Origin of the sequence: Mycobacterium shottsii, assembly GCF_010728525.1 — a bacterium.
In the GTDB taxonomy this organism is placed as follows: Bacteria; Actinomycetota; Actinomycetes; order Mycobacteriales; family Mycobacteriaceae; genus Mycobacterium; species Mycobacterium marinum.
The window spans coordinates 5,804,507-5,823,775 of record NZ_AP022572.1 but is presented as its reverse complement, the minus strand read 5'-3'; the positions used below and the strand labels follow the sequence as shown (position 1 = coordinate 5,823,775).

General features: G+C 64.6%; 12 protein-coding genes and 3 pseudogenes. 13 read left to right on the top strand and 2 right to left on the bottom strand.

All coding sequences use genetic code 11. The features are described from left to right. Window positions 1–5: 5 nt before the first annotated feature. Entirely contained in the window at window positions 6–1,232 is a 1,227-nt protein-coding gene (manA, locus tag G6N41_RS26960; protein ID WP_012393157.1) for a mannose-6-phosphate isomerase, class I, read from the top strand. On the opposite strand, the pseudogene G6N41_RS26955 reads toward manA, so the two are convergent. Both G6N41_RS26955 and G6N41_RS26950 read right to left on the bottom strand, forming a co-directional pair. Continuing rightward, window positions 1,210–2,595, bottom strand: a pseudogene (locus G6N41_RS26955) (FAD-dependent oxidoreductase). The gene manA and the pseudogene G6N41_RS26955 sit on opposite strands and share 23 nt — an antisense overlap. A 67-nt stretch (window positions 2,596–2,662) precedes the next feature. Beyond that, window positions 2,663–4,056 (bottom strand): annotated as a pseudogene (locus G6N41_RS26950) (FAD-dependent oxidoreductase). Window positions 4,057–4,112: 56 nt separating this feature from the next. Here G6N41_RS26950 and G6N41_RS26945 point away from each other — a divergent pair. From G6N41_RS26945 to lpqB, 12 genes and pseudogenes are all read left to right on the top strand, one after another. Then, on the top strand, window positions 4,113–5,597 hold the full coding sequence (locus G6N41_RS26945) for an APC family permease (protein ID WP_198966176.1): 1,485 nt from the start codon (window positions 4,113–4,115) through the stop codon (window positions 5,595–5,597). A 110-nt stretch (window positions 5,598–5,707) separates the two neighbouring features. Next, window positions 5,708–6,958 (top strand): alkane 1-monooxygenase, encoded by a 1,251-nt coding sequence (locus G6N41_RS26940; RefSeq protein WP_198966175.1) that lies wholly within the window; start codon window positions 5,708–5,710, stop codon window positions 6,956–6,958. Beyond that, window positions 6,958–7,128, top strand: coding sequence for a rubredoxin (locus G6N41_RS26935; protein ID WP_198966174.1), 171 nt, complete (start codon window positions 6,958–6,960; stop codon window positions 7,126–7,128). The genes G6N41_RS26940 and G6N41_RS26935 overlap by 1 nt, the downstream gene beginning before the upstream one ends. Continuing rightward, complete coding sequence (locus G6N41_RS26930; protein ID WP_011740541.1) at window positions 7,129–7,311, top strand: rubredoxin; 183 nt, start codon at window positions 7,129–7,131, stop codon at window positions 7,309–7,311. 42 nt (window positions 7,312–7,353) lie between these two features. Beyond that, a complete protein-coding gene (alkX, locus tag G6N41_RS26925) occupies window positions 7,354–7,959 on the top strand; it encodes a TetR family transcriptional regulator AlkX (RefSeq protein ID WP_020732140.1) in 606 nt (201 codons plus the stop codon). Window positions 7,960–8,063: 104 nt separating this feature from the next. After that, a complete protein-coding gene (ahcY, locus tag G6N41_RS26920) occupies window positions 8,064–9,542 on the top strand; it encodes an adenosylhomocysteinase (protein ID WP_012393163.1) in 1,479 nt (492 codons plus the stop codon). A 554-nt stretch (window positions 9,543–10,096) separates the two neighbouring features. Beyond that, window positions 10,097–11,773: pseudogene (locus G6N41_RS26915) on the top strand (PecA family PE domain-processing aspartic protease). 400 nt (window positions 11,774–12,173) lie between these two features. After that, window positions 12,174–14,258 carry a PPE family protein gene (locus G6N41_RS26910; RefSeq protein ID WP_198966173.1) on the top strand — a complete coding sequence of 695 codons (2,085 nt, stop codon included), beginning with the start codon at window positions 12,174–12,176 and terminating at the stop codon, window positions 14,256–14,258. Between the two features lie 63 nt (window positions 14,259–14,321). Continuing rightward, window positions 14,322–14,990: a dTMP kinase gene (locus G6N41_RS26905; RefSeq protein ID WP_198966172.1), complete on the top strand. Its 669-nt coding sequence runs from the start codon at window positions 14,322–14,324 to the stop codon at window positions 14,988–14,990. Between the two features lie 54 nt (window positions 14,991–15,044). After that, window positions 15,045–15,731 (top strand): two-component system response regulator MtrA, encoded by a 687-nt coding sequence (mtrA, locus tag G6N41_RS26900; protein ID WP_015354856.1) that lies wholly within the window; start codon window positions 15,045–15,047, stop codon window positions 15,729–15,731. A gap of 49 nt (window positions 15,732–15,780) precedes the next feature. Then, window positions 15,781–17,460 (top strand): MtrAB system histidine kinase MtrB, encoded by a 1,680-nt coding sequence (mtrB, locus tag G6N41_RS26895; protein WP_198968043.1) that lies wholly within the window; start codon window positions 15,781–15,783, stop codon window positions 17,458–17,460. Window positions 17,461–17,477: 17 nt separating this feature from the next. Then, the gene (lpqB, locus tag G6N41_RS26890; protein WP_198966171.1) at window positions 17,478–19,238 is read left to right on the top strand and encodes an MtrAB system accessory lipoprotein LpqB; all 1,761 of its coding nucleotides are present in this window, start codon (window positions 17,478–17,480) and stop codon (window positions 19,236–19,238) included. The last annotated feature ends 31 nt before the right edge of the window (window positions 19,239–19,269 follow it).

Genomic DNA, 19,269 nt, shown 5'->3' with positions numbered 1-19,269 from the left:
AGAAGGTGGAACTACTACGCGGAGCGTTACGGACATACGCGTGGGGATCGCGCACCGCCATCGCCGAGTTCACCGGTCGGCCGGTACCCGCCGCTCATCCTGAGGCCGAACTCTGGTTCGGCGCGCACCCCGGCGACCCGGCCTGGCTGGAGACCGATGGCGGCGAGAGCTCGCTGCTCGAGACGCTGTCCGCAGATCCGGAGGGACAGCTTGGGCCCGGCGCACGAGCCCGGTTCGGTGACGTGCTCCCGTTTCTGGTCAAGGTGCTGGCCGCCGACGAACCGCTGTCGCTGCAGGCCCACCCGAGTGCCGAGCAAGCTGTCGAGGGATATCTGCGTGAGGAACGAATGGGCATCCCGGTGTCCTCACCCGTGCGCAACTACCGCGACACCAGCCACAAGCCGGAACTGCTGGTGGCGTTGCAGCCCTTTGAGGCGTTGGCCGGATTCCGTCAGGCGGCCCGTACCCGCGAACTCCTGCAGGCGCTGGCGGTGTCGGATCTCGACCCGTTTATCGACTTGCTCTTTGACCAGTCCGACGCCGATGGCCTGCGTGCCCTGTTCACCACTTGGATCACCGCTCCCCAGCCCGACATCGACGTGCTGGTGCCGGCCGTGCTCGACGGCGCCATCCACTACGTCAGCTCCGGTGCGACAGAATTCGTTGCCGAAGCCAAGACGGTGCTCGAACTCGGTGAGCGTTATCCCGGTGACGCCGGAGTGCTGGCGGCGTTGCTGCTCAACCGCATCAGCCTGGCCCCCGGGGAGGCCATCTTCTTGCCGGCCGGCAATCTGCATGCGTACCTTCGCGGTTTTGCGCTTGAGGTAATGGCCAACTCCGACAACGTATTACGCGGCGGACTGACTCCGAAGCACGTGGATGTCCCCGAACTGCTGCGGGTGCTCGACTTCGCTCCGACTGCCGCTTCCGACCTGCGGCCGCCGGTTCGCCGGGAAGGCCCGGAACTGGTGTATGAAACCCCGACCGACGAGTTCGCGGTCGCGCTGCTGGTGCTCGACGGCGACTATCTCGGCCATGAGATCGACGCATCCTCGAGCCACGAGGGACCGCAGATCTTGTTGTGCACCGAGGGTTCCACGGTGGTGCATGGGAAGTCTCAGTCGCTGACGCTCGAACACGGTAATGCCGCTTGGGTGGCGGCTGACGACGGCCCGATCCGGTTGCTTGCCCAGGAGCCCACCAAGCTGTTCAGGGCGACCGTGGGGCTGTGAGGGTTCGGCCTCGGCTGCTGGCCGATTGCCGCCGTTCGCGCAACCACAGTCCTACATTGTGGGCGATGGTGCGACCGATCAGCCGCGGTGGCGGGACGATGTAGAGGCTGTCCAGCAGTGAGAACCTGCGCAGAAACCATTCGGCGAGAACGAGATCGGTTTCGGCGGCCCCGAGGAACTGATCGAACAGGGCCCCGGCCGGTCGCCACCAGGCCGGTGGCGACTGCGTGAGGCCATGGTGGAAGCTGATGTCGCCGATAGCGTTCATCGTCCACACCGGGTAGGTCGTTTTGGCGGTGGCCCGATTCAGTTGGGTGGCCAGGTCACCGTGCGGGGATTGCAGCGCACGGCGCAGATGACCGGCTTGTAGCGATGTCATCGTCATGCCCTGCCCGAAGGTGGGATTGAAACTGGCCACCGCGTCACCGAACGGCACTATCCCGGCTGGGAAGCGGCCCAGTTTGTCGTAGCGGCGCCACTTGCTGGCGGGGAAGGCGTGAAACATCGGAGCCCCGATGGGTTCGGACTGTGCCAGCGCGGCGTTGAATCGGGCCGGGAGCAGCCGCTCGGCGAGCGCGCGCATCTCTCCGAAGGTCGGCGGTGGCTTGGCGCCGGTGACTCCGAAGGTGGTCATGACCCAGGTGCCGTCCTCGTAGCACAGCATCCCAAGCCCAAGCGAGCGGTCATGTGCGACACCGGCTACCAACACTTTTTCCTGGATCAGGCCGTCGGGGATGCGTAGCTGTTGACTCGCGTAGTTGATGCCGATGTCCATGCTTTGTTCGGCGGGGCGCTGATACCCCCACTTGCTCAACCAAACCGGTAGGCGGGTACCCCGGCCTGCCGCGTCGACCACGAGGTCGGCGGCCAGAAACTGTGGCTCAGCACCATCGTCGTCGGGGGGGTGCGACCAGCACCCCGCTCACTGTCTGGGTCGTCGGTTCGAAACGGGGCTCGATGACAAGCCCCCGCACGATTTCGACGTTGTCGAGTTCGAGCACTCGCCGGCGCAGCTGCCACTCCAGATGTGGCCGACTGGGTACGTAGGCGGTGAATTCTTTGCGTAGGGTGTGACCCGTGCCCAGGGCGTGGCCCGCGGCGGCGAAGTAGATGCAGTCCGGCCGGTTCTCCAACATGGGCACGCCCGCGGCCACCATGTCGGTCAGCAGGCCGGGGAACAGGTTCTCGAATTCGTTTGCCCCACGGGCCATCAACATGTGCAGGTGGCGGTCCTGCGGAACGGTCGCACGACCGTGTGGCGCGCTGGGCAACTCGTCGCGCTCGATGAGAGTCACTCGGTGGAAAAAAAATCCGAGAGCACCCGTGCCGCGCAGAGCCCCGCGATGCTTGCCCCGATGACCAGCGCATGGTTATTCGAAGTGCTCAAGGTCCCCCCTCATCTGCGCAGGGTACCCATTGCCATGCCGTAACTACCGTGATGTGGCCGATGGTTTCGGCCGGCGCTGCCGAAGCCACATCGCGCGTTGTGTGCGACGGCGCGGCCGATGATCAGTGGCGACGGCACCATGTAGAGACTGTCGAGCAGCGAGATCCGGCGCAAGAACCATTCGGCGAGAACGGGATCGGTTTCGGCGGCACCGAGGAATTGGTCGTAGAGCCCCCCGACCGGCCGGTACCACCGCGGCAGCCGCCCCTCGGCGTGTTGGAAGCAAAGGTCGGTGAGTGCGTTCATCGTCCACACCGGTCGGATGGTCTTGGCGGTCGTCCGGTTGAATTCGTTCGCCGGTTCGGCGGGGTGGGATTGCAGGGCCCGGCGCAGATGACCGGCTTGCAGCGACGCCATGGTCATGCCCTGTCCGAAGGTGGGGTTGAAGCTGGCCACCGCATCCCCCAACGCCACGATTCCGGCCGGGAAGCGGCTCAGCTTGTCGTAGCGGCGCCATCTGCTGGCCGGAAATGCGTGAAACACCGGTTCGCCGATGGGTCCGGCCGCCGCCAGCGCGGCAGCGAATCTGCTGGGGAGCAGCCGGTAGGCGAGTTCGCGCATCTCGCCGAACGTCGAGGGCGGCTTGGCCTTGGCCACCCCGAAGGTCGTCAAGATCCAGCTGCCGTCCTCGTTGCACAACATGCCCAACCCCAGTGATTGTCCTGGGCCGACACCGGTGACCAAGATCTTTTCCCGCATCAGGCCGTCCGGGATACGGAGCCGCTGGCTGGCGTAGTTGATGCCGATGTCCACGGTTTCCTCCGGTGGGCGCTGATATCCCCATTGGGTCAACCACACCGGCAACCGGGTGCCGCGTCCGGCCGCGTCGACTACCAGGCCGCTGGCGATCAGTTCTGGACCGCCGTCGTGGTCATCGAGCAGCAGTCCGGTAACCCGCTGGCGTACCGGATCGAAGTGCGGCTCGCGAACCTTGCGCTGCCGGATTTCGACGTTGCCGAGCGCAAGCACCCGTCGTCGCAGCTGCCATTCCAGGTGCGGCCGGCTCGGCAGATAGGCGGTGTATTGCTTGCGCAGCTTTGCTCCGGTGCCCAGGACATGGCCCGCGGCACCGAGATAGATGCAATCCGGACGGTTGTCGAGCATGGGCACCCCCGCGGCCACCAGGCGGGTCAGCAGGCCCGGAAACAGGGTGTCCAACTCCGCCGCGCCGCGGGCCATCATCAGGTGTAGGTGCTGGTCCTGAGGAACCGTGCCGCGCCCGGATGGCGTGCTCGGTAAGTCGTCGCGTTCGCAGACAATGACCTTGGAATAGAAATCGGACAGCACCCGCGCGGCGCACAAACCACCGATACTGGCGCCGATTACGGTCGCGTGTTCGGCGGGATTTACGGCGCGCTTCTCTACGCTCGCGCCCATCCCGGAAGCGTACCCAGTACAGTGCGTTCACATCCGTTGATGAGAGGGACAAATTGATGGCCGGTCGTTTGCGCACGAAGTCGGTAGAACAGTCAATCGCCGACACCGACGAGCCGGAGACACGGCTGCGCAAGGACCTCACCTGGCGTGATTTGGTGGTCTTTGGTGTCTCGGTGGCGATCGGGGCGGGTATTTTCACGGTTACGGCGTCGACCGCGGGTGACATCACCGGCCCGGCCATCTGGATATCGTTTCTGATCGCCGCGTGCACCTGCGCGCTGGCGGCCCTGTGCTATGCCGAATTCGCCTCGACGCTGCCGGTGGCGGGGAGCGCTTATACGTTCTCCTACGCCACTTTCGGTGAGTTTTTGGCGTGGGTGATCGGCTGGAACCTGGTGCTGGAATTGGCCATCGGTGCGGCGGTGGTCGCCAAGGGCTGGTCCAGCTACCTCGGCACTGTATTCGGATTCTCCGGTGGCACCGCCGATTTCGGATCGATACGCCTCGACTGGGGTGCGTTGCTGATCGTTTCCATCGTGTCGCTGCTGGTTGCCTACGGCACCAAATTGTCCTCGAGGTTTTCCGCCGTGGTCACCACCATCAAGGTGGCGGTCGTGATCTTGGTCGTGGTGTTCGGGGCGTTCTACGTCAAGGCCGCCAACTATTCGCCGTTCATTCCTGAACCCGAAGCCGGGCCACAGGGCAGAGGCGCCGATCAGTCTTTGCTGTCACTGCTGACCGGTGCTCCGGGCAGTCATTACGGCTGGTATGGCGTGTTGGCCGGGGCCTCGATCGTCTTCTTCGCGTTCATCGGTTTCGACATCGTGGCCACCATGGCAGAGGAGACCAAACATCCCCAACGCGATGTCCCGCGCGGAATTCTGGTGTCGCTCGGTGTTGTCACCCTGCTGTACGTGGCCGTTTCGATCGTATTGTCCGGAATGGTCTCCTATACGCAGCTACGCACGGTCTCCGGCGGCGGACACGCGAACTTGGCCACGGCATTCAAGGCCAACGGTGTGTATTGGGCCAGCGGCATCATCTCGGTGGGTGCGCTGGCCGGATTGACCACCGTGGTGATGGTGCTGATGTTGGGGCAGTGCCGGGTGTTGTTCGCGATGGCGCGCGACGGACTGTTGCCGCGCCAGTTGGCCAAGACCGGGGCACGCGGCACCCCGGTTCGGATCACCGTGCTGGTGGCGGTGGTGGTGGGTGCGACGGCATCGGTGTTCCCGATCACCAAGCTTGAAGAGATGGTCAACGTCGGCACATTGTTTGCGTTCGTCCTCGTTTCGGCCGGCGTGATCGTATTGCGCAAGAAACGGCCTGACCTGGAGCGTGGGTTCCGCGCGCCCTGGGTGCCAGTGCTGCCCATCGCCTCGCTCTGCGCGTGCCTTTGGTTGATGCTGAACCTGACGGCGCTGACATGGATCCGATTCGGCGTCTGGTTGTTGGTGGGCACCGCGATCTACGTCGGGTACGGGCGCAAGCACTCGATGGTGGGTCGTCGGCAGCTGGCCGAAGCCTCGATGGACAAATAATGATCATTTGATAATTAACTGGACAAATTAGGCAGCTGTGTCTAGACAGCTGACGAATAGGTGCGTATTGTCCAAGCCTACGTGGTGTGACTCACGAGGAGGTTTGGCATATGACCACACAGTTCAGGTCCGACGTACCTGATGCGCCGGAAACCGAATGGCGAGACAAGAAGCGCTATCTCTGGCTCATGGGGCTCATCGCCCCCACCGCGCTGTTCGTGGTCTTGCCGATCGTCTGGGGGCTGAATCACTTTGGCTGGCACCTCGCCGCTCAGGTGCCCCTGTGGGTGGGCCCCATGCTCGTCTACATCCTGCTGCCGCTGCTCGACCTGGGGTTCGGGCCCGACGGGCAGAACCCGCCGGACGAGGTGATGGAGCGGCTGGAAAACGACAAGTACTACCGCTACTGCACCTACATCTACATCCCGTTCCAGTACCTCAGCGTGGTGCTGGGGGCCTACCTGTTCACCGCCTCGGACCTCGGCTGGCTTGGTTTTGACGGCGGCTTGAACTGGTTGGGGAAGATCGGTGTGGCGTTGTCGGTCGGGGTTCTCGGCGGCGTCGGCATCAACACCGCCCACGAGATGGGGCACAAGAAGGATTCGCTGGAACGCTGGCTGTCCAAGATCACCCTGGCGCAGACCGGCTACGGCCACTTCTACATCGAGCACAACCGGGGCCACCACGTGCGCGTCTCCACACCGGAAGACCCGGCATCGGCGCGCTTCGGGGAGACCTTCTGGGAATTTCTGCCCCGCACCGTTTTCGGCAGCCTCCGTTCGGCGATCGGGCTGGAGGCACAACGGCTGCGCCGGCAGGGGCGCAGCCCCTGGAACCCCAAGACCTATCCGTCCAACGACGTGCTCAACGCCTGGGCGATGTCAGTGCTGCTGTGGGGCGTGCTGATCGCGGTCTTCGGGCTGGGGCTGATTCCCTTCGTGATCATCCAGGCGGTGTTCGGCTTCTGCCTGCTGGAAGCGGTCAACTACCTCGAGCACTACGGGCTGTTGCGGCAGCCGACCTCCAACGGCCGTTATGAGCGTTGCGCGCCGGTGCACAGCTGGAACTCCGACCACATCGTCACCAACCTGTTTCTCTACCACCTGCAGCGACACAGCGACCACCACGCCAACCCCACCCGTCGGTACCAAACGCTGCGCAGCATGGACGGCGCTCCCAACCTGCCCAGCGGGTACGCGTCGATGATCTCGCTCACCTACTTCCCGCCGCTGTGGCGCAAAGTGATGGACCACCGTGTGCTCGAGCACTACGGCGGTGACATCACCAAGGTCAACCTGCACCCCCGGGTGCGGGACAAGATGCTGGCCCGCTACGGGGCTTCGGACCAAGGCATCGGGTGATGACCGCCTACCGGTGTCCCGTCTGCGATTACACCTATGACGAGGGCAAAGGCGATCCGCGGGAAGGTTTTCCGGCCGGCACCCGGTGGGAGCAGATTCCCGACGACTGGTGCTGTCCGGACTGCTCAGTGCGCGAGAAAGTTGATATCGAAAGGATGGGAGGCAAGTAAGTGAGTGACTACAAGTTGTATCAGTGCGTCCAATGCGGCTTCGAGTACGACGAAGCGTTGGGCTGGCCGGAAGACGGTATCGCGCCCGGCACCAGATGGGACGACATCCCGGAGGACTGGAGTTGCCCCGACTGCGGCGCAGCAAAGGCGGACTTCGTGATGGTGGAGGTGGCTCGACCGTGATCGACACCAACTCCTTCGCCCAAAAGAGATATCGTCGGCCCTGTGAAGCGCGTTCCCTACGCCGAAGCCTCCCGCGTCTTGCTGCGTGATTCGGTCCTGGATGCCATGCGTGATCTGCTGTTGACCCGCGACTGGTCGGCGATCACCTTGTCCGACGTTGCCCGGTCCGCGGGCATCAGCCGCCAGACCATCTACAACGAGTTCGGCTCGCGGCAAGGCCTTGCCCAGGGCTACGCATTGCGTCTGGCCGACCGGCTGGTCGACAAGGTGCATGCCGCCCTGGATGCCAACGTCGGCAACATCTACGAGGCGTTCCTGCAGGGCTTTCGGTCATTCTTCGGGGAGTCGGCGGCCGACCCGCTGGTGATCTCGCTGCTGACCGGGGTGGCCAAGCCCGACCTGCTGCAGCTCATCACCACCGACAGCGCGCCGATCATCACGCGTGCCTCGGCTCGACTGGCGACGGCCTTCACCCAGACCTGGGTGGCGACCAGCGACGACGACGCCAATGTGCTGGCGCGGGCGATCGTACGTCTGTCGTTGAGCTATGTGTCGATGCCGCCGGAGGCCGACCACAATGTGGCGGCGGATCTGGCTAGGCTGATGACCCCGTTCGCCGAGCGTCATGGTGTGATTAACGTCCCCTGACCTGCGCGGCTTGGGGGCCGAGGGATACAGTGGCGCGAGAGCATTTATAGCCAAAGTAGTCTGCTCGGTTTTTCATAGGTCCCCTAAGTAAGGATGTAACCCGTATGACGACTACCGAAACTTCGCTATCTGCCGACACGAAGAACGGCATCGATTTCAAGATTGCCGATTTGTCGCTAGCGGATTTCGGGCGCAAAGAACTGCGGATCGCTGAGCACGAGATGCCCGGCCTGATGTCGCTGCGCCGCGAGTACGCCGAGGTGCAACCTCTCAAAGGTGCCCGTATCTCGGGTTCGCTGCACATGACCGTCCAGACCGCGGTGTTGATTGAAACCCTCACCGCGCTAGGCGCCGAAGTTCGTTGGGCGTCATGCAACATCTTCTCGACCCAAGACCATGCTGCGGCCGCCGTTGTCGTCGGCCCGCATGGCACCCCCGAGGAGCCCAAGGGCGTCCCGGTGTTCGCCTGGAAGGGCGAATCGCTTGAAGAGTACTGGTGGTGCGCCGAGCAGATGCTGACGTGGCCCGACTCGGACAAGCCGGCGAACATGATCCTCGACGACGGTGGCGATGCCACCATGCTGGTGCTGCGCGGGATGCAGTACGAGAAGGCCGGTGTCGTTCCTCCGGCCGAGGAAGACGACTCGGCCGAGTGGAAGGTCTTCCTGGGCCTGCTGCGCAGCCGCTTCGAGACCGACAAGGGCAAGTGGACCAAGATCGCCGAGTCGGTCAAGGGCGTCACCGAGGAGACCACCACCGGTGTGCTGCGGCTTTACCAATTCGCCGCGGCCGGGGATCTGGCCTTCCCGGCGATCAACGTCAACGACTCGGTCACCAAGTCCAAGTTCGACAACAAGTACGGCACCCGGCACTCGTTGATCGACGGCATCAACCGCGGCACCGATGCGCTGATCGGTGGCAAGAAGGTGTTGATCTGTGGTTACGGTGACGTCGGCAAGGGTTGTGCGGAGGCGATGAAGGGCCAGGGTGCCCGCGTCTCGGTCACCGAGATCGACCCGATCAACGCGTTGCAGGCCATGATGGAGGGCTTCGACGTGGTTACCGTCGAGGACGCCATCGGCGACGCCGATATCGTCGTCACATCGACCGGTAACAAAGACATCATCATGCTCGAGCACATCAAGGCGATGAAGGATCATTCGATCCTGGGCAACATCGGCCACTTCGACAACGAGATCGACATGGCCGGCCTGGAGCGTTCCGGAGCCACGCGTACCAACATCAAGCCGCAGGTCGATCTGTGGACCTTCGGCGACACCGGTCGCTCGATCATCGTGTTGTCCGAGGGCCGTCTGCTGAACCTGGGCAACGCCACCGGGCACCCCTCCTTCGTGATGAGCAACAGCTTCGCCAACCAGACGATCGCCCAGATCGAGCTGTGGACCAAGAACGACGAATATGACAACGAGGTCTACCGGCTGCCCAAGCACCTCGACGAGAAGGTGGCGCGCATCCACGTCGAAGCCCTTGGTGGTCGCCTGACCAAGCTCACCAAGGACCAGGCCGAATACCTCGGCGTGGACGTCGAAGGCCCCTACAAGCCCGACCACTACCGCTACTGACGCTCAACGGAAGCCACGCTGGTAGCTGCACCGCTGCCCGCGTGGCTTCCGCTTTTGGCGGGTACGGCAGGTGCCCGCTGCAATCGCGCTGTTGTGGCTTCGACCGTTAGGCGGTCGTGAGCGGACGCACGACCCAAGTGTCGGTAGCGGCGATCGCCATGACGGCCACAGCGGGACTGCCCGTTCCCCCAAAGCCCCCATAGACGGCCGTTGATTTGGCCGAGTGGCGACATCATCGAAGACCGCAACCCCAGGACACCCGAGTGCATGAGTTGGGGTGTGGTGGGTGTTTCCTGGGTGCGGGTGATGGTTGGGGTGTTTGTGGATTTGTCTCGGTGTTGAGACGGGTTTGGTGGTTGCCGGTGGTTGTTTGTGCAGTTCGGGTTGGGGTGGCTAAGACGCTGGTGGGCGGCGTGCGGGAGCGGTGCTACTCAACTTTTGACGATCTGATTTTTCTACGGATGCATCGCTGAACTGCGGATATAGCGTGTTTGGACCGGTTGGGTCCGGGTCGGGTCTTTTGTTGGCCTTTGGGTGGATGGGCGGTGGGTGTTGTGTCGTTTGTGAGTGTGGTTCCGGAGTGGGTGGCGGCCGCGGCAACCGATGCGGCCCGGATTGGGTCGGTGGTGGGTGCGGCTAATGCGGCGGCGGCGGGGCCGACGACGTCGGTGACGGCGGCTGCCGGTGATGAGGTGTCGGTGGCGATTGCGGCGGTGTTTGGGGGGTTTGGTCGCGAGTATCAGGCGGTGTGTGGGCAGTGGGCGGAGTTTGAGCAACGGTTCGCGCGGGCGTTAGGGGCCGGGGCGGGGGCGTATGCGTAGGCTGAGGCGGCCGCGGTCGGCTATGTCCGGGACTATCAGGCGATCAGCGCGCAGGTGGATGCCGCGCCGCTGCAGACCGTCGAGCAAGACCTGTTGGGCGTGATCAATGCGCCGACTCGAGCCCTCTTGGGGCGCCCGCTGATCGGCAATGGAACAAATGGGACGGCCGCCGATCCCAACGGTGGGGCGGGCGGGCTGCTGATCGGCGACGGTGGAACTGGTTATTCGCAGACGACGGCAGGGGCCGGCGGCGCGGCGGGACTGATCGGCAACGGGGGCGACGGTGGTGCCGGCGGTGCTGGCGCAAATGGCGGGGCCGGCGGTCGCGGCGGCTGGCTGATCGGTGACGGCGGGCACGGTGGGCAGGCGGGAGCCGCAGGAAGCGGGCCCGCTACCGTCGGCGGGCCGGGAGGCAGGGCGGTCCTGATCGGCAATGGCGGCGACGGGGGTGCCGGCGGCACCAACGCGGCCGGTGGGGCAGGAGGCCTCGGCGGCTGGTTGTTTGGGCAGAACGGGGCCGCTGGTGTTGGTTCACCGGTGAACGTCACCGTCCCGTTGGACGTCGCCGAAGGTTACGGTCTGACTTCGCCGAACGTCAACGTCTCGGTGAACGGGGGACCGAGCGTGCCCGTGCTGGTTGACACCGGATCCAGGGGCCTTGTCATCCCGTTCTGGGCGGTCGGGTTCCAGAACCTGGGCTGGCCCACCGGCATTGGCATCGCTAGCTACGCCTCGGGTCTGGACTTCGTCACCATCAGGTTCAACACGACGGTGGATTTCGGCAACGGCGCCGTTAGCGCGCCGACGCCGGTTGAGGTCGCCGTCCTACCCTTCCCGACGACTCTGAACAGCCTACTGATCATTGCCCTGAGCCCAGTCCTACAACCCGTTTTCGGCGTGGGCATGTTCGGTTTGGCACATGGCACGCTGGGCGTTGGGCCCAACGCTGGGGGCCCGGGGATCAGCAGTCCTACTACGGCGTTGCCGGGCCAACTCGACGAGGGCGTGCTCGTCAACGCGCCCCAGGGTGAGCTGCAGTTCGGCCCCAATTCACTACCCTCGGGCATCTCGGTTCCGGGTGCGCCGATTACCCCGCTGCTGGTGCAGGTCAATGGCGGTCCGCTGCAACCCATTACCGCGGTCATCGACTCCGGTGGTGTGGACGGGACTATTCCGTCATCGGTGCTCGGAACCGGTCAGGTCTCTGGAACCGTGCCAGCCGGGACAACCATTTCGGTGTATACCAGTGACGGCTCCACACCGCTGTACTCGTACACGACGACGGCGACCAACGGCTCAACGGTGACCTCGGGAACCTCGATGAATACCGGATATCTCCCCTTCGGGCAGCAGGCGATATACATCTCGAACAGCCCCAGCGGCGTCGGGACCACCATCTTTCATGACTGACACGCAGGTTGCCGAGCGCCCACCCGATTTCCGCTGATGTCGACCGGGCGGACTGTCGCGATCGTGTCGTGTGCATGTCCAGCTCGAAGTGACCACCGGCGTCGCCGGTGCGCCGCCTTGGCAATCGGTAGCGTCCGCACCTTGTGCATATTTCAACGCACCGTGAATTATCAAGAACTCCGGTTAATTTCACCAAATAGAGTGTTGGCGACATTTCATCGCGTTATGAAATAATCGAAGCGACAATCTATTTCGCTTCTAGCAGGTCGTTGAATATCTCATCCAACTATGAATTATCAAGTCGCTCAAAGTTATTCCCGATAATCGACATCTATGTAGACTCCGTCGCAATAACTGGGCGGGCGGTCGCCGATGGTTGCGACCGGAAGGGGATGTTGTGATGAATTTTTCGGTCATGCCACCTGAGATCAATTCGGTGTTGATGTTCGCCGGTGCGGGCTCCGAGCCGATGCTGCTGGCGGCTCGAGGGTGGAGCGAGTTGTCCGCGGAACTGCAGTCGGCGGCGGCCGGCTTTGCTTCGCTGACCTCGGGGCTCACGGGTCAGTTCTGGCAGGGCGCGGCGGCGCAGGCGATGACGGGTGTGGCGCAGGCGTACGCGGCGCATCTATCCGCGACGGCCGCACAAGCTGGGCAGGTGTCGGCGCAAGCCAATGGTGTTGCCGCGGTGTTCGATGCGGCGCGGGCTGCGATCGTGCATCCGCTGCAGGTGGCGGCCAACCGCACCCAGCTGGTGTCGTTGGTGGTATCGAATCTGTTCGGTCAGAACGCACCGGCGATTGCCGCGGTCGAGGCCAACTACGAGGAGATGTTGGCCCAGGACGTGTCCGCGATGTCTGGCTACTACACCGGCGCCTCGGCGGCGGTCGCGCAGTTGACCCCCTGGGAGCTGACGTCGGAGGGCATCGTCATACCGTTGCCCGACCATATTGGCGTCCTCAACTTCACCCCGGGCAACATCGGCTCCCTCAACCTGGGTATCGGTAACGTCGGCGACCTCAACCTGGGCAGCGGCAACACGGGCGCGGGCAATCTGGGTCTGGGCAACTTCGGCGAGCTCAACCTGGGCAGCGGGAACGGCAACTCGGGTAACGGAGACTCGACGACCCCGCTTTCGGCCAGCTTCAACCTGGGCAGCGGAAACCTCGGTGACGCCAACCTGGGTAGCGGCAATCTGGGCATGCTCAACCTGGGCAGTGGGAACAAGGGCGACACAAACTTCGGCTTCGGCAACATCGGCGACCTGAACCTGGGCAGCGGGAACATCGGCAGCCACAACTTCGGCTCCGGGAACAGCGGCAGCGCCAACCTCGGCAGCGGGAACACGGGATCGGCAAACTTCGGCAGCGGCAACCTCGGTGACGCCAACGTCGGCTGGGGGAACCTGGGTAGCCATAACCTCGGCTTCGGAAACAACGGCAGCAACAACATTGGTATAGGGCTGACCGGCGACAACCAGATCGGCATCAACTTCGGTGCGCTCAACAGTGGCCACGGAAATATCGGCCTGTTCAACTCCGGCAACGACAATGTCGGTTTCTTCAACTCCGGCGACAAGAACATCGGCATCGCGAACTCGGGCTTGGGAGTTGGGCCGCTGAGCACGGAATTTTTCATCTCGGGGGAGTTCAATTCGGGTGTCGGGAGCTCGGGGACACTCAACACCGGCTGGGGAAACTCGGGTTCCACCAACACCGGCTGCTTCAACGCGGGTCACACCAACACGGGCCTGTTCAACTCCGGTGACACCAGCACCGGCTTGTTCAACTCCGGTGACACCAACACGGGCCTGTTCAACTCCGGTGACACCAGCACCGGCTTGTTCAACTCCGGTGACACCAACACGGGCCTGTTCAACTCCGGTGACACCAACACCGGCTTCTTCAACGCCGGCATCGCCAACTTCGGTAGCTTCAACGGCGGCAGCACCAACACCGGCGACTGGAACTCGGGCAGCATCAATACGGGCTACGCAAACTCCGGCGGCACGAATATCGGCATCCTCAATGCGGGCAACCTCAATACCGGCGCGTTCAGTCCCTTTGATCAGCCGGTGGTGAACTCGGGCTTCTCCAATGATTTCGATGGCCCATTCGGTAAAGGGGGCGTCAACCAATCGGGCGCCTTTAACCAGGGTGTCGGCAACTCGGGCTTCGATTCCGGCGACAACATAAAGGGCGGCACCGTGAGCTCTTCGGGCTTCGAGAACCACGGAAACTTCGGATCCGGTTTCTTGAATGCCGGCTCGTTTAGTTCGGGCTTTCGCAACACCGGCCCCGAGGGCATCAACCCCGGCTTCATGTCGGGCTTCGTCAACAGTTCCGGAACGTTCATCTCCGGCTTCTTCAATGCGGGCACCTTAACCCCGGGGTTGTTGGAGACCTTCAATTCGGGGTTCGGGAACCTGGGTAACCAGGTATCGGGCTTGTTCAACGCCCAGAACGTCAAGTCCGGGCCGATTCACTGACCTCGGCGATGGGCGCCGACATGCTCCGCAGAAGTACCGCACGGCGCGCAATAGGCTGATGCCGTGCTGATCGCGATCGAAGGCGTTGACGGCGCGGGCAAGCGAACTTTGTCCGAGGGTCTGCGCAAGGAGTTCGAAGCCGCCGGAAGATCGGTGGCCACGCTGGCTTTCCCGTGCTACGGAAACTCGGTCACGGCCGATATCGCGGCCGAGGCGCTACACGGCGAGCACGGCGATCTCGCGTCCTCGGTGTTCGCGATGGCGACGCTGTTCGCGCTGGACCGCGCCGCCGCGGTCGACGAGATCCACGGCTTGTGTCTGGCCTACGAGGTGGTGATTCTGGACCGCTACGTGGCGTCCAACGCCGCCTACAGTGCGGCGCGCCTGCATCAGGACTCGGCGGGGGAAGCTGTGGCCTGGGTGGGACGGATGGAGTATGAGCGGTTCGGGCTGCCCGAACCGGACTGGCAGGTACTGCTCGCGGTGCCCGTCGAGCTGGCCGGCGAGAGGTCGCGTGGGCGGGCCCGCAGCGACCCGGGCCGGCCCCGCGACAGCTACGAACGCGACGATGGGCTGCAGCAGCGCACCGGCTCTGTGTACGCCGAGCTAGCCGCCGCGGGCTGGGGTGGTCGGTGGCTGGTTGTCGACGCGGACGTCGATCCGGGGGCTCTGGCGGCGACATTGATGTCGCCGACGGCCCCAGAGGGGGAAATTGAGGGGTATTTGCCCTAATCAAGCGCGAAACGCCCGTGTGGTGCGCCAGTTTTGTCCCAATCTGGTGCCACCATGGACACCATGAGGCAAAGGATTCTGGTTGTCGACGACGACGCTTCGTTGGCGGAGATGCTCACCATTGTGTTGCGTGGGGAGGGTTTCGATACCGCGGTCATCGGCGACGGTACTCAGGCCCTGACTGCGGTGCGCGAGTTGCGCCCGGACTTGGTGCTGTTGGATTTGATGTTGCCCGGGATGAACGGGATCGACGTGTGCCGGGTGCTGCGCGCCGATTCCGGGGTGCCGATCGTGATGCTGACCGCCAAGACCGACACCGTCGATGTGGTTCTCGGCCTGGAGTCTGGCGCTGACGACTACATCATGAAGCCGTTCAAGCCCAAGGAGCTGGTGGCCCGGGTGCGGGCGCGGCTGCGCCGCAACGACGACGAGCCCGCCGAGATGCTGTCCATCGCCGACGTCGACATCGACGTGCCGGCGCACAAGGTCACCCGCAACGGCGAGCAGATCTCGCTCACGCCGCTGGAGTTCGACCTGCTCGTTGCGTTGGCACGCAAACCGCGCCAGGTGTTTACTCGTGATGTGCTGCTCGAACAGGTGTGGGGGTACCGGCACCCGGCGGATACCCGCCTGGTGAACGTGCATGTCCAGCGTCTGCGGGCCAAGGTTGAGAAAGACCCTGAGAACCCGACCGTGGTATTGACCGTTCGAGGAGTGGGTTACAAGGCCGGACCTCCGTGATCTGCACCGGCGACGATGCAGAGCGCGGCGATGCTGAGGATCGGTGCCAGTGATCTGGGGCTCGCGACGGCGCATGCGGGGTCGCTGGGGGCGTTCCGGTCCGATGACGCGCGGGTTGAGCGCGTTGAGCCGAGCCGTTGGCGTTGCGTGGCGTCGGTCGCTGCAACTGCGCGTGGTGGCGCTGACGCTGGGGCTTTCGCTGGCTGTCGTCATGGCGCTGGGCTTCGTGCTGACCAGTCAGGTCACCAACCGCGTGCTCGATATCAAGGTCAAAGCCGCCATCGACCAGATCGAGCGGGCCCGCAACACCGTTAGCGGAATAGTCAACGGCGAGGAGACCCGCTCGCTGGACAGCAGTCTTCAGCTTGCCCGCAACACTTTGACCTCGAAGACCGATCCGGCCTCGGGTGCCGGTCAGGCCGGTGCGTTTGATGCGGTGCTGATGGTGCCGGGTGACGGTCCGCGCGCTGCCTCCGCGGCCGGCCCTGTCGACCAGGTGCCCAGCGCATTGCGCGGCTTCGTCAAGGCGGGGCAGGCCGCATATCAGTACGCCACCGTGCATACCGATGGCTTCTCCGGGCCGGCGCTCATCGTCGGCACCCCGACGTCGTCGCGGGTGGCCAATCTCGAGCTGTACCTGATCTTTCCGCTGGCCAATGAGCAGGCCACGATCACGCTGGTGCGCGGCACGATGGCCACCGGCAGCCTGGTACTGCTGGTCCTGCTGGCCGGTATCGCGTTGCTGGTCTCGCGCCAAGTCGTGGTCCCGGTCCGGTCCGCATCGCGGATCGCCGAGCGCTTCGCCGAGGGGCACCTGTCCGAACGGATGCCGGTGCGTGGTGAGGATGACATGGCGCGGTTGGCGCTGTCGTTCAATGACATGGCCGAAAGCCTGTCTCGTCAGATCACCCAGCTCGAGGAGTTCGGCAACCTGCAGCGTCGGTTCACCTCCGATGTCAGTCATGAGCTGCGCACCCCGCTGACCACGGTCCGGATGGCCGCCGACCTGATCTATGACCACAGCGCCGACCTGGATCCGACGCTGCGGCGCTCCACCGAGTTGATGGTCAACGAACTGGACCGGTTCGAGTCCTTGCTCAACGACCTCCTCGAGATCTCGCGCCACGACGCCGGTGTGGCCGAGCTGTCGGTTGAGGCGGTCGACTTGCGCACCACCGTCAACAGCGCGCTCGGCAACGTGGGTCACCTGGCCGAGGAGGCCGGCATCGAGTTGTTGGTGGAGATGCCGGACAGCGAGGTGATCGCCGAGGTCGATGCGCGCCGGGTGGAACGGATGCTGCGCAATCTGATTGCCAACGCCATCGATCACGCCGAGCACAAGCCGGTGCGGATCCGGATGGGCGCCGACGAAGATACCGTCGCGGTCACCGTCCGCGACTACGGCGTGGGACTGCGGCCCGGCGAGGAGAAGTTGGTGTTCAGCCGCTTCTGGCGGGCGGATCCGTCCCGGGTGCGCCGGTCCGGCGGCACCGGGCTGGGTCTGGCCATCAGCGTCGAGGACGCGCGGCTGCACCAGGGCAGGCTGGAAGCCTGGGGCGAACCCGGCCAGGGTGCCTGCTTCCGGCTGACCTTGCCGCTGGTTCGGGGCCACAAGGTCACGACCAGCCCGCTGCCCATGAAGCCGATCCCGCAACCGGCGGCGCAACCGAATGCGCTGGAGCACACCGACCGCCTGCGCCCCCGTGAGCACGCGGAGTGGAGCGGCTGATGCGGGAGTTTCCGACGATGGTTCGGTCGGTATTTGCCCTGGTGTTCGCGGCTGTGCTGCTCGGTGGCTGCGCGAGCGTGCCGAGTTCATCAGCTCCACAAGCCATCGGCACCGTCGAGCGTCCGGCGCCGTCGAATCTGCCCAAGCCGATCCCGGGCATGGATCCCGACGTGCTGCTGCGGGAATTCCTCAAAGCCACGGCCGATCCGGCCAACCGGCATCTGGCGGCGCGGCAGTTCCTCACCCAGTCGGCCTCCAACGCGTGGGACGATGCCGGTAGCGCCCTGCTGATCGACCACGTGGTCTTTCTGGAAACCCGCGGCGCCGAACGGGTTTCGGCGACCATGCGGGCAGAAATCCTGGGCTCACTATCCGATATGGGAGTCTTCGAGACCGCCGAAGGCGAGTTGCCCGACCCGGGGCCGATCGAGCTGGTCAAGACCTCCGGCGGCTGGCGCATCGATCGGCTGCCCAACGGAGTCTTCCTGGACTGGCAGCAATTCCAATCGACCTACAAGCGCAACACGCTGTATTTCGCGGACCCGACCGGCAAGACGGTGGTTCCCGACCCGCGCTATGTTGCCGTGTCCGACCATGACCAGCTGGCCACCGAGCTGGTGTCCAAGCTGCTGGCCGGCCCACGTCCGGAGATGGCGCATTCGGTGCGCAACCTGCTGGCGCCGCCGTTGCGGCTGCGCGGTCCGGTGACGCGGGCCGATGGCGGCAAGAGTGGCATCGGCAAGGGATACGGTGGCGCGCGCATCGACCTGGAGAAACTGTCCACCACCGATCCGCACAGCCCGCAATTGCTGGCCGCGCAGATCATTTGGACGTTGGCCCGAGCGGACATCCGAGGGCCCTATGTGATCAACGCCGACGGTGCCCCGCTGGATGACCGGTTCGCCGAAGGGTGGACCACCTCCGATGTCGCCGCCACCGACCCGGGGGTAGCCGACGGTGCCGGGGCGGGACTGCACGCCCTGGTGGGGGGGTCACTCGTGGCGCTGGATGGACAGCGGATCACCACCGTCGGGGGAGCCTTCGGTCGGATGGGGGACCAGACCGGTGCGGCGTTGTCACGCACCGGTCGCCGGGCGGCCTCGGTGGTGACGCTGCGGCGCGGCGCCCCCGACGTGGCCGCCTCACTGTGGATCGGTGAGCTCGGCGCCGAGGCGGTGCAAGCCGCCGACGGCCACAATCTGTCGCGGCCCAGCTGGTCGCTCGACGACGCGGTCTGGGTGGTGGTCGACACCAACAATGTGCTGCGCGCGATCCAAGAACCCGCGTCCGGACAGCCGGCCCGGATTCCCGTCGACTCCACCGCGGTGTCCAGTCGCTTCCCCGGGGCGATCACCGATCTGCAGCTCTCCCGGGACGGCACCCGCGCGGCGATGGTGATTGACGGGCGGGTGATTCTGTCCAGCGTCGAGCAGACCCAGGCCGGCCAGTTCGCCCTGACCTACCCGCGGCGGCTGGGTTTTGGGCTTGGTACCTCGGTGGTCTCGTTGTCCTGGCGAACCGGCGATGACATCGTGGTGACCCGTAACGACGTCGGTCATCCGGTGTCGTATGTGAACCTGGACGGAGTGAATTCCGACGCGCCGGCGCGCGGTCTGCAGATTCCGCTGTTCGCCATCGCGGCCAACCCCTCGACGGTGTACGTCGCCGGACCACAAGGGGTGATGATGTACTCGGCCTCATCCGCCGAAGGCCAACAGAGCTGGGCGGAAGTGCCCGGCCTGATGGTGGCCGGGGCGGCGCCGGTGTTGCCGGGATAACCGCTGGGCTGCGCCGGGCCGGGCGGGCCAA